13 protein-coding genes are annotated in these 15,598 nt (G+C 47.2%); all 13 read right to left on the bottom strand.

Annotated features, from left to right (window positions below; translation table 11 throughout):
- Positions 1-153 precede the first annotated feature (153 nt).
- A complete protein-coding gene (locus tag A4V09_RS22995; protein ID WP_065544389.1) occupies positions 154-795 on the bottom strand; it encodes a putative ABC transporter permease in 642 nt (213 codons plus the stop codon).
- A 299-nt stretch (positions 796-1,094) separates the two neighbouring features.
- Positions 1,095-2,198 carry a sensor histidine kinase gene (locus A4V09_RS22990; protein WP_065544388.1) on the bottom strand — a complete coding sequence of 368 codons (1,104 nt, stop codon included), beginning with the start codon at positions 2,196-2,198 and terminating at the stop codon, positions 1,095-1,097.
- Position 2,199: 1 nt separating this feature from the next.
- Entirely contained in the window at positions 2,200-2,847 is a 648-nt protein-coding gene (locus A4V09_RS22985; RefSeq protein WP_065544387.1) for a response regulator transcription factor, read from the bottom strand.
- Between the two features lie 17 nt (positions 2,848-2,864).
- The gene (locus A4V09_RS22980; protein WP_157123553.1) at positions 2,865-3,422 is read right to left on the bottom strand and encodes a hypothetical protein; all 558 of its coding nucleotides are present in this window, start codon (positions 3,420-3,422) and stop codon (positions 2,865-2,867) included.
- A 229-nt stretch (positions 3,423-3,651) separates the two neighbouring features.
- On the bottom strand, positions 3,652-4,698 hold the full coding sequence (locus tag A4V09_RS22975) for a DUF4340 domain-containing protein (RefSeq protein ID WP_065544385.1): 1,047 nt from the start codon (positions 4,696-4,698) through the stop codon (positions 3,652-3,654).
- A 16-nt stretch (positions 4,699-4,714) separates the two neighbouring features.
- On the bottom strand, positions 4,715-6,835 hold the full coding sequence (locus A4V09_RS22970) for a glycoside hydrolase family 3 C-terminal domain-containing protein (RefSeq protein WP_065544384.1): 2,121 nt from the start codon (positions 6,833-6,835) through the stop codon (positions 4,715-4,717).
- A gap of 237 nt (positions 6,836-7,072) precedes the next feature.
- Entirely contained in the window at positions 7,073-8,638 is a 1,566-nt protein-coding gene (locus tag A4V09_RS22965; protein WP_065544383.1) for a response regulator transcription factor, read from the bottom strand.
- Positions 8,631-10,421 carry a sensor histidine kinase gene (locus A4V09_RS22960; protein ID WP_065544382.1) on the bottom strand — a complete coding sequence of 597 codons (1,791 nt, stop codon included), beginning with the start codon at positions 10,419-10,421 and terminating at the stop codon, positions 8,631-8,633. The genes A4V09_RS22965 and A4V09_RS22960 overlap by 8 nt, the downstream gene beginning before the upstream one ends.
- Complete coding sequence (locus A4V09_RS24760) at positions 10,381-10,548, bottom strand: hypothetical protein (RefSeq protein ID WP_157123552.1); 168 nt, start codon at positions 10,546-10,548, stop codon at positions 10,381-10,383. Before A4V09_RS24760 ends, A4V09_RS22960 begins: the two co-directional genes overlap by 41 nt.
- A 7-nt stretch (positions 10,549-10,555) precedes the next feature.
- Positions 10,556-11,404, bottom strand: a complete 849-nt coding sequence (locus A4V09_RS22955; protein ID WP_065544381.1) for a carbohydrate ABC transporter permease — start codon at positions 11,402-11,404, stop codon at positions 10,556-10,558.
- A 4-nt stretch (positions 11,405-11,408) separates the two neighbouring features.
- Complete coding sequence (locus A4V09_RS22950) at positions 11,409-12,311, bottom strand: carbohydrate ABC transporter permease (RefSeq protein WP_065544380.1); 903 nt, start codon at positions 12,309-12,311, stop codon at positions 11,409-11,411.
- 230 nt (positions 12,312-12,541) lie between these two features.
- Positions 12,542-13,909, bottom strand: a complete 1,368-nt coding sequence (locus tag A4V09_RS22945; protein ID WP_065544379.1) for an extracellular solute-binding protein — start codon at positions 13,907-13,909, stop codon at positions 12,542-12,544.
- A 247-nt stretch (positions 13,910-14,156) separates the two neighbouring features.
- Positions 14,157-15,536 (bottom strand): extracellular solute-binding protein, encoded by a 1,380-nt coding sequence (locus A4V09_RS22940; protein WP_065544378.1) that lies wholly within the window; start codon positions 15,534-15,536, stop codon positions 14,157-14,159.
- Between the last annotated feature and the right edge of the window lie 62 nt (positions 15,537-15,598).

Here is a 15,598-nt window from a genome sequence, read left to right as displayed (position 1 = left end):
CAAGCAGTATTTGTAACACTTCAGCCTCCTCACCGTTCCAGGCTTCCCCCCATGCCCAACCGTCTTATCCCGGTGTGACACAAAAAAGGCACTGCCCTGTGTACGGCAATACCTTTTTTATTTGGTCAAATCTATTAGTCTACGCCTCCGGCGTTAAAATATCCATCTTGTAGTTTCAGAAACATCCATGGTAATCCCAGGCCCCATTTTGGGGTATATGGCTGAAAACACCAAATCAACTGTAAACAAAGTGATCAGTACAACACAGAGTACGATCATCCCTGTCCGGGGGATCTTTCTGAACAGATGATCCATAGCCGGTGCTGCGATATAAAGGATCGCGCAGGCACCCACTGCAAACAGTGCCAGTACCTCCAGACACACACGGCCGTTAATGTTAAACAGGCTTTCACTGTAGTCCCAGTATTTTACGCCCCTGAACTGTTCCAGTGCCCACCCCGTTGTATATTCCAGAATACCGCTGCCCACATACGCAAATACAAATACATGAAGCGGCTTGTCAGCAAATCTTTTCAATAACACCAGGGTCATCACACCGCCCACACCATAGATGGGAAGCCATGGTCCCCATGTGGTCCCTCTGTTGATGATTGCCCCGTCGATAAATATGTGAAGGAATACTTCCCACAGCCATCCAACTGTTGATGCGGAAAAGAAAAATAAGATCATGCTGGTCAGGGAATAGGCCCTGTCATATTCTGCTGCTATAAATCTTTCCTGTGTAAACTGTCTTCTCACGCCTTCTGAAATTCTCACCACCATGTCTCTAGCCATCTCTTTCCCCTCCTTTTATTCTTTCCTCTTCTTTATTATGACTATATCTTATCAGCGAAAAAACAAGAAGCAATTGTAAAAATCCGAAAGAAATTATAAAGATATTATTTAAAAATTCCTAATTTCTCTGAACCCATGCTATACTATACGCGGCACATCTGCTCTTCCCGTAACTGCCATATGGCCTTTGCTGTGGAGAATCTGGAACTGCATGAGTAAGGTTTTGATCCTATCAAAGGGAAGGCCGGACCTGCGCTGCAGAAACGCCGGTCCGGCACCCTTCCCTATGAAGTATCCGGTTATATTCTTATTTTTACGGTTGTCCCTTTTTCTTCTGAGGATTCATAGTCCATCTTCCATCCATGGAGCTTTACGATCTCATAGCACAGACCAATTCCGTAACCGTTCCGTTCGGCTTTTGCCCTTGGAAATTCATGGTTCCGGTTCAGGTAATTCAGCTTCTGTTTCTCTATGTATTTTCCGTCGTTCCATATATTCACACAGTGATCCGAAGCTGTCACGGCCACATGCTCCCCTGCGTTTACCGCATTGCTGATCAAATTCTTAAACAGACATTTGACCAGGGATACATCACCCTCTATGACCCCCATATGGTTTTCCACATGAATACAGGGGTATAACTTTTTCATCTCCCCAAGCAGCTCCTCCATGTCAGCCCTCTGATACTTAATATTTCCTTCCCTCAGATTTCCCATGACCAGCAGTCTGTCCACCGTCTCTCTGAGGCTGCAGGCTTCCTTTACAATCTGCTCCCCGGCAAAGAAGCGGTCCTCCTCCGTGATCCTTCCCATCTGGATATACTGCCCGTACCCCTGCAGTACAGTCAAAGGGGTCCGCAGTTCATGTGCAATGTTATTGATTGGCATGTATATTTTCTTCATGGTCATATAAAGCATGGAGCCGATCACAGCTTCCAGAAGCAGGCCTGTCACCAGGAAGGACAACAGCCTTCTGTTCTGCCCACGGTATAAATCCTGTATGTTCTCCATATAGACAACATTGCAGTCATCCTCCCCGGTGCCGGTCTGTCCCATGACCGCTGCATGGCGTTCCCCTTTATATGTGACAATATCCGCGTTTCCGGCGATCCCCACTCCTTCGGGAAGGTGGTTCACAATGGTTCTCGCCCCGCGGCTCACGTTAATATAGATCCTGTTCCTGTAATATCCCTGTCCCAGGTAGATCAGCTTGTCCTCCCCGCCTTCTGCTCCAATGAGCCCCTCCACCGTATAGGCAAGCTGCTGCTGTCGCTTTATCACATCATCCATGCGGGTTTCCAGGTCATTCTTAAATCCCATGGTGGACAGAAGAAGCAGGGAGAGATTGAGGATCACCAGAAACAGAACATACGCTGCCAGATAATTTTTCTTCCAAAGCTGCATATCATATCTCCAGTCTGTATCCGTATTTGAAAACGGTCCTGATATAGTTCTCCAGCCCCAGTTTTTTCCGAATCCTCTGGATATGGACATCCACAGTCCTGTCATCCCCGAAATAGTCCATGCCCCAGGCCATATCCAGAAGCTGGTTTCTGGAAAGCGCTATATTCCGGTTGACCAGCAGTACCCTAAGAAGTTCAAACTCCCGGTTTGTAAGCTCCACATCCGCCCCTGCTCTGATGACCTTATGCCTCTCTATATCTACCCTCACATCATGAATGGCAAAAATTTTTTCCTCCCTGTGGAACCTTCTGAGCACTACCTGAACCCTGGCAACCAGCTCCTCCATTGCAAACGGCTTCACTATATAATCCTCCGCCCCGCTGTTCAATCCCTTTACCCGGTCTGTCACTTGGTCCCTGGCTGTCACATAGATGACCGGAACGCCGCCTATTTGTTCCATCACCTGAAATCCGTCCATATCCGGAAGGTTAATATCCAGAAGCACAACATCCGGTCTCTCCCTTTCCGCTGCCCTGAGTGCCTCTCTGCCGGTGTATGCCTGAGCGCATTTGTGTCCCGTCATAGCCAGGGTTCTTTTCATCAGTTCATTTATGCCCTGCTCGTCTTCCACTATTAAAATATCTGCCATTTGTATCTGCCTTTCTGTCAGTTTTTCGGATGCTCCGAAGTGTTATAAGCGATCTCGCCTATAGCCACCAAATCCTCTGCCGTCAAATCTTTTATCCGGGCGCTCTTTGCATGCAGCCCATGTTCCCGGCAATAGGACTCAAGAACCTGCTTTCCGCCGTCAAAAGCGTAGACATCACCAATATAAGTTTCCAGTGAGTCCATTCCCTCTCCCTTTTCCATCAGAAGTGGCTTTTCCCCCATCTCATCCAGAAGCCAGAGTGCTTCCTCATAATTTCTCATTTCGCGGGTTATGTCTTTCATGGTGGCGCTGTTGGGATCCAGGCCGTATTTTTCACACACCTGCTTCACGATATCCTGATTCTCCACGGTTTCTTTGTACAGCGTATCTTCATCCCAGGGTATATAAACTGCTTCCTCCTGTGACAACTTCTCCTCTGCCGTCTCCTTTACCTGCTTCTCTGCCGCATTCTGTCCGTAAACCGCCAGGGTCCCCGCCGCTGCAGTGACACACAGAGCTGCCGCCACCGCCACGGCTGCGGTCTTATGCTGTTTGAATTTTTTACGCATCATCATGATTCCTCCTCTTTTTCAAACCTGTTTTATAAGGATTTTCTTTTACATTTACAGCATAAGCGCTCTATGTTGCAGAGTTATTACAGGGAAAAAACGAATTTGTTTTTTAACTATAGCAGTCAGGGATGGATTTTTCAAGAGCCGGAAAGAATGGATATCTCACGAAAAAAGAACCGTACTGCATGAATCTATATCTGCAGCATGGCTCTTTTTTCTATATTTCATATGATCAAAATGCTTTTTCTATCTGCTCTCTCAGTGTATCCACATCCGCGGATCTCACCAGAAAATGTTCACTGCCGTTAATGGATATGCTGTCATAGGTATCAGCATAGGAATAATATACCAGCTCCACTTGGGGGGCCTCCTCCGTATTTCTATGATACACCACACGCAGCTTCTCTTCCCTGTCACCTTCCGGCTGGCTGCCTTCCTCTATCTCGGAATCCAGCATCACAGTTAAAAGGGCCTGGTAGACATCCGTAAACTCCTCTTTTTCCACTTTCTTCCCGTTCATCTTATACCTGTCCTGGGATGGCTCCATGGTGTATGTTTTGCCGCCTGTCTGGATCTCCACGCTTTCCACAGTCTCGATATTTATGAGAGCCGGGACTTTCAGGATGTAGTCAAAAGGATTCAGTCCGTAAACAGCGTCCAGCAGAGCGGAGGGGACTCTGTACACAGCACCCTCATATCCCTCCACAGCCGCGTAACGGTTTCCTTCCCCATCCGCACTGCCTATGAGAAGTGTCGCTGTACTGTCTGCATATTTTGTCTGTTTGGCAGTATCTGCATCCTGGGTATTTACAAAGTCAATGGTTATTTTGGTGGTGGTGCCCGTGATTCCCGTATCTACCCCATCTTCCACTGCCACCGGCGCAGTCAGATCCATCTCTTTGAGCATATCAAACAGGGTGTACATAGTCTCTGTATTGACTGTCGCGGTCTCATCATAGGGATTCAGTATTTCCCAGTAGTCAAAATCCATCTTATAATCAGCAGGCTCCTTGGACAGGTTGAAGATTTCATTTCCGTCCTGTACAAGCACAAGCCTGCGGACTCCGTCTGAGATGAACTGAGGATGTTCTGACACTGTCATCCCGGGCTTCTCTTCTGCGGATCTTACTTCACTTTTCCCTTTTTTCGTCTCTGTCGTTTCCGTCTTCTCCTGGGAGGAAGTCTTCGCTTTGGTCTCCTGGCCGCAGCCGGATAGCACCCCGGCTGTCAAGGATGAGACAATACCCAAAAGCAACAGTTTCCATAAAATTTTCCTCATATCCATCTCTCCTGTCTTATATGTTTAAATCCAGTTCCACTGGTTTTCTTCCTGTCAGTTTCTCACTCCTCGCATCCGGCTGGGAGGTTCCCGCAAATAGTTTAAAGTGTCTGCTGTCAACGCGGCGTCCACCATTCTCATCCACAACATTCATAGCTGCGCCGGCAACGGTAACCGTCATGGTCCTGCTCTCTCCTGCTGCCAGGGAGACACGTTTGAATGCGCACAGGCTGCAGTTGCGAACAGCCAGAGGGGATTCCATATCCTTGATATAGATTTGTACCACATCCTCCGTTGCTGTGCCGCCGTCATTTTTCACTGTCAGCTTCACCTGAATATCCGACTGGGCGGTCACTTCCCCTGTGATCTCTGCATCCGTCACGTTCACGTCACCGTATGTGAGCCCGTATCCGAAAGGATAGAGTGCCTCTTTTTCCATGTAGCGGTATGTACGGTTTTTCATGCTGTAATCCGTGAACTCCGGCATTCCCTCCAAATCTCTGTAGAATGTGATCGGAAGTTTTCCGGAAGGTGAAACCTTGCCGAACAGCAGATCTGCCACTGCTTTTCCGCCTCTTGCGCCCGGATACCAGGCAAGAAGAACGCCATTGCAGTTTTCATCCGCATAATTCATATCTATGGCACTGCCTGCCATAAGCACTACGATGGTGGGTTTGCCCACTGCTGCCACTTTCTCAATAAGTTCCTCCTGTGCTTTCGGCAGATGAAGGTCCTGTTTGTCACCGGACGCATCACTGTTTCCGGTATCTCCTTCTTCCCCTTCCAGCGTCTCATCCAGGCCTACACAGAGAACAACCACATCGCTGTGTTCTGCTGTAATAACAGCCTCTGAGATCCTGTCCTGGTTCCATGCCAGATTCTCCACTTTGTCTTTATACAGGTGGCAGCCCTCTGAATAGAGCACACGCACCTCATCGCCCACCTCATCCTGGATGCCTTCCAGAACGGTAATATATCTTGAGGAAGTTCCGTGGTAGTTTCCAATGAGGGATGCACGGCTGTCCGCGTTTGGTCCGATAACACCGATGGTCTTCAGTTTTGACTTGTCAAGAGGCAGGACACCATCGTTCTTTAAAAGGACACAGCCCTTTCTGGCCATATCCAGGGCTTTCTCCACATGCTTTTTGCACTCAACCACTTCGTACGGAATATTGTCATACTCACTTCCGTCAAAAAGACCTAAGAGGAAACGGGTAGTGAACAGTCTCTCGGCTGCCAGCGTGATATCCTCCTCTGTAATAAGGCCGTCTTCTATGGCGCCCAGCAGGTGCAGGTAGGTATTCCCGCAGTTTACATCACACCCTTTTTTCAGGGCAAGGGCAGCGGACTCTCTGGCATTTTTCGTGATCTTGTGATTCTCGTGGAAATCCTTGATAGCCCAGCAGTCAGAGGTGAAATGTCCCTCAAAGTTCCATTTTCCCCTTAAAACGTCTTCCATAAGGTAAGTATGGCCGCAGCAGGGCTCCCCGTTGGTCCGGTTGTAGGCACCCATGACAGATTCCACATCCGCCTCTGTGACCAGAGCCTCGAAGGCCGGAAGGTATGTCTCCCACATATCTTTCATGGTTGCCTCAGCGTCAAACTCATGGCGGATGGATTCCGGACCGCTGTGTACAGCGTAATGTTTGGCGCAGGCAGCGGCTTTCATCACCTCACCGTCACCCTGGATACCCTCCACGAATTTCACACCCAGCCTGGAGGTCAGGTACGGGTCCTCACCGTATGTCTCATGGCCTCTTCCCCAGCGTGGATCACGGAAGATATTCACATTTGGTGACCAGAATGTGAGCCCTTTGTAGATATCCCTGTCTCCGTGTTTGGAATACTCATTATACTTTGCACGCCCCTCAGTGGCAATGATATCGCCCACCTTTTTCATCTCTTCATCGTCAAAAACTGCCGCCATGCCAATAGCCTGCGGAAACATGGTAGCCACACCGGCTCTGGCAACACCGTGCAGGGCCTCGTTCCAGTAATTGTAGGTGGGAACACCCAGGCGCTCCACAGGGGAAGCATCATACTTTAACTGGGATGCCTTCTCCATAAGTGTCATTTTAGATACCAGTTCTCTTGCTTTTTCTCTTGCAATGGCTCTTTCTTTTTTGTGGTCTCTCATCAATCGTTCTCCTTTAATTTTCTATTTTACATACCCTTCTGCAAAGGACGGCCTCACAGCCTTTTTCTTCCTTCATCTTACACCATACCTGCCGAAACCGCATATACTTCTTTGCTGCGTATTGTATCCACACGCCAAAAAGGTATGGTACTTTTACCTATAGATATAGTGTACCATACCTGCATCCCAGCCGTAATAAAAAAAAGTTACTTCCTTCTATAAAATTCTTCCTTTCTTCTATGCATTATGCTGTATCTCCTCACGGTATTTTGTGGGAGATCTTCCTGTGTGTTTCTTGAACGCCAGGGAGAAATAATTTGTGTCACGGTATCCCACCATCATGGCAATTTTTCCGGTCTTCATGCTGGTGGTCTCCAGCAGGGATTTGGCCTTTTCAATCCTTTTCCGCACAATATACTCATTACATCCCTCTTTTGTCACACGCTTAAAAAGCCTGGAAAAATAGTTCGGCGTAATATACAGGCTGGCTGCAATATTGGATACCGATAACTCCTCTGTCAAATGCTCGTCTATGTAATGCTTTGCCTTTGTTATGATCTCGTGAACATTCTCCTCCTCCTTGCCCAAAAGCTGGGAGATAAACATACGGGTCACCTCACAGGCCTCCTCCCGGTCTGCGCAGATCAGGCTTTTGGAGAGGGAATCCAGCTTTCCTGACTCCACCTCCCCGGAATCTCCCATGTAGGAAAAATACAGGGCAGATGCGATCTCAAAGCAGTTTCTGCGCACCATGGCAGGTGAGAGATTATAGGACTGAGTAGCTTTTGAAAAGGTATTGAACGCTTTCATCACATAGTCTGTATTGCCCACATTGGCGCACATGATCCCTTTCAGCTCTGCGTAGATATCCCGGAAAATATCCGCCTTATTCTGGGCCCCGAAGGTCTGCACAATATCCCGGATCCCCTCTTTTTCATTATCCAAAAGAAAGCGGGCGTCATTGTAGGAGATAAACAGATTGGCAAATCCATGCACCGCACTTCCCACCACCATCTTGGGTTTGGCGTCAAATTCATCCTTCAGGATATCGGACAGCTCCTCAATGGCATCCAGCACCACGTCCCCGGTCTCTGCCTCAAACCAGGTAATGGCAATGGTTCCGTCATCATCCGAGAACGTGATGCCTCTCTCCTGGGCATCCACCATGCCCATGCATACATTTTTCACAGACATGGCCTGGAAGTTCTCCTCCGTGGGCTGCTGGTTCATGTACAGGGTGGGCACGATCAGCATAAGCTTCAGCTCCATCTCTGTGTCAAAGTGATAATACTCCCTCAGATTATCCAGCAGCTTGCCCATGTCGTCCCGCTTGTGCACCAGATTCCGCATGTAGTGCTCCAGTTCTGTCTGTTCCGCCGTTCCCTGGGTTCTCTGGAGAAGCCTTAAATTCTTTTCCTCGGCTTTTAAATCTTCCAGATAATTTACCTGCTTGCCCACGGCCCGCGCAAGCTCGTCCTCCTCTATGGGTTTCAGGAAAAAATCCTGCACCTGCAGGCGGAGGCTCTGCCTTGCATACTCAAAGTTATCGTATCCTGTCAGCACGATCACCCTCAGCTCCGGTACAATCTTCCGGGCTGCCTCGATCAGCTCCAGCCCCGTCATCTCCGTCATCTGGATATCAGATATCATGATCTCCGGTTTCTTTTCCCTTATAATGCCCAGGGCTTCCTTGCCTGAGGCCGCGTCGTAAACTTCAATGATTCCAAGGCTCTCCCAGGGCAGCACTTTTTTCATGCCCAGACGAATCATTTTTTCGTCATCCACAATCAATATTTTATACATGGATCATCTCTCCTCGTATGATACCGTCTTCCACTTGTGTCACATAAGGCAGGCGTATTTCCACTGTCACGCCGCCGGATTCATTTCTCAGATAATAAAGTCCGTACTCCTCTCCATAGAGAAGTTCAATCCTCTTGTTTACATTCCGCACACCATATCCAAAAGAATCATCATATTCTGAGAGATGCTGGTTCATCTCATCAATCTGCTGCTGACTCATGCCCGTACCTGTGTCAGCCAGGGTAATAAGCACATCGCTGCTGCGTTTTCTCACTTTTAAAAACAGACTTCCTGTCTTCCCTTCCTTCACCTTGATCCCATGGTAAATGGAATTCTCCACCAAGGGCTGCAGTGTCAGCTTGGGAATCATCACATCCGAAGCAGCCTCCTCCACATCAAACTCACTTCCGATTATATCATCATACCGCATATTCTGGATGATCAGATAATTCCGCACATGTTCCAGCTCCATCTTCAGCGGGATCACGTCATGGCCGCCGCTTAAACAGATACGGTAATATTTTGCCAGGGCTTTCACCAGGGTGGAGATCTCTTCATTGCCGTCCACCATGGCCTGCCAATGGATACACTCCAGGGTATTGTACAGAAAATGAGGCTGTATCTGTGACTGGAGCGCATTGAAGCGGATCTGCTCAATCTGATGCTGCTCCATTTTCACCTGCTCCATGAGTACCAGGATTTCCTCCATCATGGAATTGAACCCAACTGCCAGCTTGGTAAAGTCCTCTCCCATATGCTCCACATTAATGCGGGTCTTCAATGAGCCGGAAGCCACGTCATCCATTTTCCGCACTACCTTATCCAGCGGACGGTATACCTTGCTGATGATCCTCTTAACCACCAGAAGACTCACAGTCAGCAGGAACAAGAGGATAAATGCCATGAAGAAAATAGTCCGAATACTGGATTTATAAAGCTCCATCATGGGCACGCTGCTCACCACATAGAACCGCCAGTTGGAAACCTTCTGGTAAATATACAGCCTCCCGTCCATACTGAAGGTTCCTGATTTCTCCTTCATTTTCGGGATAAAGTCCACATTGGTGCCGATCTTTTCCTTATTCCTGGAGGAGATCAGCATCCCCTCCGTGTCCACTACCATGGATTCCAGCCTTTTTGAGCTGTCATACTCCAGGATCTGCTGCAGACTTGGGTCTGTAAAATTCATACAGAGAAGCCCCAGTTCCCCCAGCACCCGGTTGGTGTCATAGATGGGGAAATAAATATTCAGGGTGTATCTGCTGCCGTTATAATAAGCATTGTTAAAACACATCTTAATGGAGCTGTCCTGCACGGTCTTGCACTGCTGGGAGTCGTGGGAATAAACCTGTGTAAACTGTGCTGCCGAGATGGCGATCTGCCCTTTGTATATGTAATCATCCGGGGATTTTCCCACGATCGCAATAAAATTCATATCTGAATGCATATTGGAGATACTTGACAAAATGTTGTAGGCACTGTTTTTGAGTCCGCCGCTCTCTTTTGAATAATTGGCCGCCTTCAGATATTGCTGTATAGACGTATCCATAACGGTTGCAATAGCAAGCGTTTTGTAATTGTCCAGAGAACTTTTGAAGTTTTCAGCCGTGGTGCTGTTCTGGGCCTGCAGCAGTTCTATGGACTGCTGCTTCATGGACGTCACAGAGGATATGGTGGATACCGCCAGAACGATCAGGGTAGTGGCTATAATAGATACTGTCACAAGAAGCTGCATCTTTTTGTCAAATTTCCACCGGCTTATTTTTTCCATCCACTTTTTCATACGTGTTACCGCCCTTCTGCTGTTTTCTGATTTTTATCATACCACGTCCCACAGCCATACGGCAATTCTCATTAACTGGAAAAAGCTGCCACCTGGATAACGAATCCGGCAGCAGCTTTAAAGTCACAGCATACTCATCCTTTTACGGCACCTGCTGTCATACCTTTCACCAGTTTATCCTGGAAAATGATAAACATGATGATCATAGGCAGAAGCGTCAGTGTCAGAACTGCCATGATCATAGGGGTGTTCATGGAATACTGGCCCTGGAATTCCCAGATTGCCAGAGGCAGGGTACGGTTTGCGGAGGACTGTGTCAGTGTATAGGCAAAGGAGAACTCATTCCACATATTTACACCGTTATAGATTGCCAGTGTGGCCAGGCCGGGCTTTGCCAGCGGAAGGATCATGGAGAAGAACATCTGAATCTTACCGCAGCCGTCAATCTCGGCGGACTCTTCAATCTCCCGCGGTATCTCTTTCATAAAGCTGGTCAGAATGAACACGGAAATAGGAACCGCAAAGGCAATATATGGTCCGATCAGCGCCCAGATACTATCATACAGGCCTGTGCTTTTTGCCATTTTGAATACCGGGATCAAGGTGATATGGACCGGTATGGACATACATGCCACGATCAGCGCATAGATCGGATTGGCCAGTTTAAACTTGAACCTTGCCAGCGGGTAGGATGCGCAGGCTGCGATGAACAGCAGCAGGATCAGGGAGATGGCAAGCACGATCACACTATTCTTGAAATAGGTACCGAATCCGCCTTTTAACACTTCCGTGTAGTTGCTCCAGTTCAGGCTGTCAGGAAGCTGGAAGACACCTTTTGTCAGCATCTCAAACTTCTCTTTGAAGGAGTTCAAAACCATAAACACAAAGGGCATAAAGGATACAGCCAGCCAGAAAATCGCCAGGATAAAGGCAACGGTCCAAGCTGTTACGCTTTTTGCTTTACTCTTTTTATAACTATCCATTTTTTCAGTCCTCCTTCTTTCCATTTAACAACTTCATGGTGATCAGGGATACCATACTGATCAGGATAAACATACCGCCGGCCACTGCAGAACCATAACCCATGTTGAAGGTCTTAAAGGATTGCTTGTACATATAGGTGGCCATCAACTCTGTGGAAGTTCCTGGCCCGCCGCCGGTCATAACATAGATCAGATCAAAGTATTTCAGGGAACCAACCATGGAGAGGATCGCTGCACTTTTCATGGATGGAACCAGAAGGGGCAGTGCGATCCTCCAGAAATACTGTCCTCTGGTAGCTCCGTCGATTCTGGCTGCTTCAAATACGTCATAAGGTATATTGGTAAATGCCGCCATAAAGTAAACCATGTAGAACGGAGTAAACTGCCAGCAGATAACCATGATAACTGTCAGGAGGGCTGTCTTGGGATTACCCAGCAGGTCAATGTTTCCGCCTCCGAACCAGCCTGAAATTGTGCTCACCAGACCGCCGTTTGTTGCCAGTGCATATGTAAAAAGAAAACCGATCGCAACAGATGACATTAACAGGGGAATGAACCAAACCACTTTAAACGGTGTCAGTTTCTTTCCGCCGAAATCCAGGAATGTTGCCAGCGCGAGACCAATGGGAATCTGAATACAGATGGAAAGAACCATTATAATAACATTGTTCTTGAACGCGATCCAAAAACTGGTGTCAGCAATTAATTTTTTCCAGTTTCCAATGCCGATAAATTTCTTAGCTGCAGAGATTCCGTTCCACTGATAACCGCTTGTGATAAAGGTATCCACGATTGGGTAAAAAATAAATACAACCAGTAAAACAGTTACCGGTGCCAGGAAAAGCGCCGCAACTTTTCGTGTGTTTCTCTGTCTTAACTGTGCCAGAGAAATACCATTTTCCTTCATAATAGAAGCCCTCCTTTTTGTTTCTTAACACTTTCTTTTCTTATTATATATACTAGCAAACAGGCTGCTGAAAAGACATAGAACAATCTACGCATTATCTATAAATATCTGCCTTTTAAGAACAAAAATTTATAGAAAAAACAGACGCCTGCCCACAGAACCCTCTATATGCGGAAGGTAAAAAAGCGCCCTGTCCGCAGAGGACAGAGCGCTTTTAATAACGGTACGTTTTATTCGGCTTTTGTGCTTAAATAGTCATCCATTGCAGTCTGCATGGAGTCCTGAGCCTCCTGAGGAGTCATGGTCAGACCAAACACTTCCTGTAATCCGTCAAGATGAGCCGTTGCAACTGCCGGCGGCAGATACTGGTCATACCAGAGCTGGATCTCCGAAGCGCTGTTTGCTGTCTCAACGATTTTTTTGGCTACCGGGTCTGTGATCTTATCTTCAATTCCTTTTACCGGCGGAATCTTGCCTTTTTCAATTTCAAAATCAATCACTTCATCAGACAGATGTGCTTCTGCACATTCAAAAGCTGCTGCCAGCTTTTCGCCTTCACAGTTGAATGTGATGAACTGGTCACCTACAGTACCAATCTGGATGTTTGCATCTGCATCAGAACTCTCGATCGCCGGGAATGGGAACCAGTCAATTTTCTGGTAGAATTCTTCGCTGTCGGAGGAGAAAGTACCTGTATACCAGGAACCGCACAGCAGCATGCCTGCTGTCTCCTGATACATCAACTGTTTTGCCTGTCCGTCATCTTCGCTCAGAGAGTTTACACCTTCCGGGAAATACCCTGCATTAACCCATTCCTGGATCTTTTCACCAGCTTTGATGAAGCAGTCATCTGTAAATTTGCCCTCACCTGCAACTGCTTTCTGGAATGGTTCCAGTCCGCCGTAGCGTGCCGCAAGGCTCATGAAATACATGGAACCTGTCCATTTGGAACCGTTAGCCAGAGCAAACGGAGTAATGCCGTTGTCTTTCAGTGTCTTACAGATATTCTCTAAGTCACCGAGGGTTTTCGGCTCTGAAAGTCCGTATTTCTCAAATATTTCTTTGTTGTAGAATATACCTGCAAGAGATACGTTCTGGTAAGGAACTGCGTACACATGGTCATTGTATGTAGCCTGCGCAACGGCTGCGTCCATGAGTTTATCCTTAATATCAGATGCGTTGAACAAGTCATCAATAGGCTGTCCAAAACCGGAATCTATATATTCATACATAGGACCACCGGACCAGTTAGAATACATATCCGGGCACTCACCTGAGCTCATGGCAACTACCAGTTTTTCTTTGTAGGTATCATTCTGGGTGGGTACTACTGTAACGGTATAACCTGATTCTGTCTCGGAATTGAATTTGTCTACTGCTTTTGCAATAACATCCTTATCCGGGCTTTCTGTTCCGATATTCCAATAAACGATTTCTTTGCTGTCATCACCGGAATCTTTTGTTTCTGCTGCTTTCTTGCCTGTAGAATCACTTTCACCTGCACTGCTGTTCCCGCCGTCGCTGCCGCATGCACAGAGTGACGCTGCCATGAGAGCTGTCATAGAAAGAGTAACCAGTTTCGCCATTCTTTTTTTCATACTTTTCCTCCTTAAAATGAAATACGTGATTTTGCTTTATGCATTATATCATAGCCCTCTTTTTGCCTAATAACCATAAAATAAAGTGTCCACATTATATAATATTCTTACCTGAACAGCAGATTATTTATATAGTTTTTCCCACTGTGAACAAAAGAATCCCTCTGAAAAGGGAAAAGCCGACAATGAAAATCTCCCATTGCCGGCTTTCTGCTCAAATCCAATATTCTTCTTTATACTGAGATGATCAATCCCCGCTATGGCTGCTGTTGTACTCGTCCATTGCCTTCTGCAGCTCTTTATTGGCCTCCTCAGGTGTCATGGTAAGTCCGAACAATTCCTGGCAGGTGTCTTTATGTGCCTCTGACACTACCGGCGGCAGATACTGGTCATACCAAAGCTGTACGGAAGATGCATTTGTGGCAGCTTCCAGGATCTGCTGGCTGACCGGATCCGTGATCATTTCTTTTGCTTTTTTAACAGGAGGGATCTTTCCGTTTTCTACCATGAAGTCTAATTCCTCATCATCATAATAATAGCTTGCCATCTCAAAGGCCGCATCCAGTTTCTCACCTGTACAGTTGAAGGTGAGGAATCCGTCACCGATGGTACCGATGATGATAGAAGCATCTGCAGAGGAATCGTCAACTGCCGGGAACGGGAACCATCCTAATTTATTATAGAACTCTTCGCTGTCCTGTTTAATGGTGCCTGTATACCAGGAACCGATACAGGTCATAGCCGCCTTATCCTGATATAACAGCTGTTTGCCCTGTCCGTCATCCTCACTGAGTGAGTTTACACCCTCCGGGAAGTATCCTTTTTTGACCCATTCCTGAATCTTTTCTCCGGCATAAACAAAGCACTCATCCTCAAAGGTGCCTTCTCCGGAAACCGCTTTCTGGAACGGCTCCAGACCGCCGTAGCGGGTAGCCAGGTTCATAAAGTACATGGAGCCTGTCCATTTGGAGGCATTGGCAAGGGCGAAGGGAGTGATGCCGTTCTCCACCAAGGTATCACATACCTTTTCCAGTTCGCTTACCGTTGTGGGGACTTCCAGGTTATACTGCTCAAACATTTCCTTGTTGTAGTATACACCGGAGATCGCTATGTTCAATACCGGAAGTCCGTATACCTTTCCGTCATAAGTTCCCTGTTCCAGGGCTGCATCCATAAGCACATCTTTTAAATTATATTTCTCTATATACTCATCAAGAGGCTGGCCGAATCCTGCTTCCACGTACTCGATCATAGGGCCGCCGGACCAGGTCTGATAAATGTCAGGACACTCACCTGAACTTACCGCTACCACCAGCTTTTCTTTATAGGTATCGTTTTGAGTGGGAACGTAAGTCACCTGATACCCTGTCTCCTTTCCCTTTCCGTCATTGTACTTGTCAATAGCATAATTCCAGATGCTCTTGTCCGGGTCTTCTGTGCCGTTAGCCCACATTATAATTTCTTTGTCCCCGTCTTTGCGGTCGGACGACGCGGTACCTTCTTCCTTTTTCGTCTCATCCCCACCGCTGGTTTTGTCATCCCCTCCGTTGGAACCACACGCACCGAGAGCTGCTGCCATAAGTACGGACATGGAAATTGCCGCCAGTTTCATCATCCTTTTCTTCATATTCTTACCTCCTAGCATTATTTAATATGAACTAATATTATTGTCTTATCATAGCATCCGTT

It is taken from the genome of Blautia pseudococcoides, assembly GCF_001689125.2.
In the GTDB taxonomy this organism is placed as follows: Bacteria; Bacillota; Clostridia; order Lachnospirales; family Lachnospiraceae; genus Blautia; species Blautia pseudococcoides.
The sequence above is the reverse complement of the archived record's forward strand: the minus strand, read 5'-3'. Positions and strand labels throughout refer to the sequence as shown.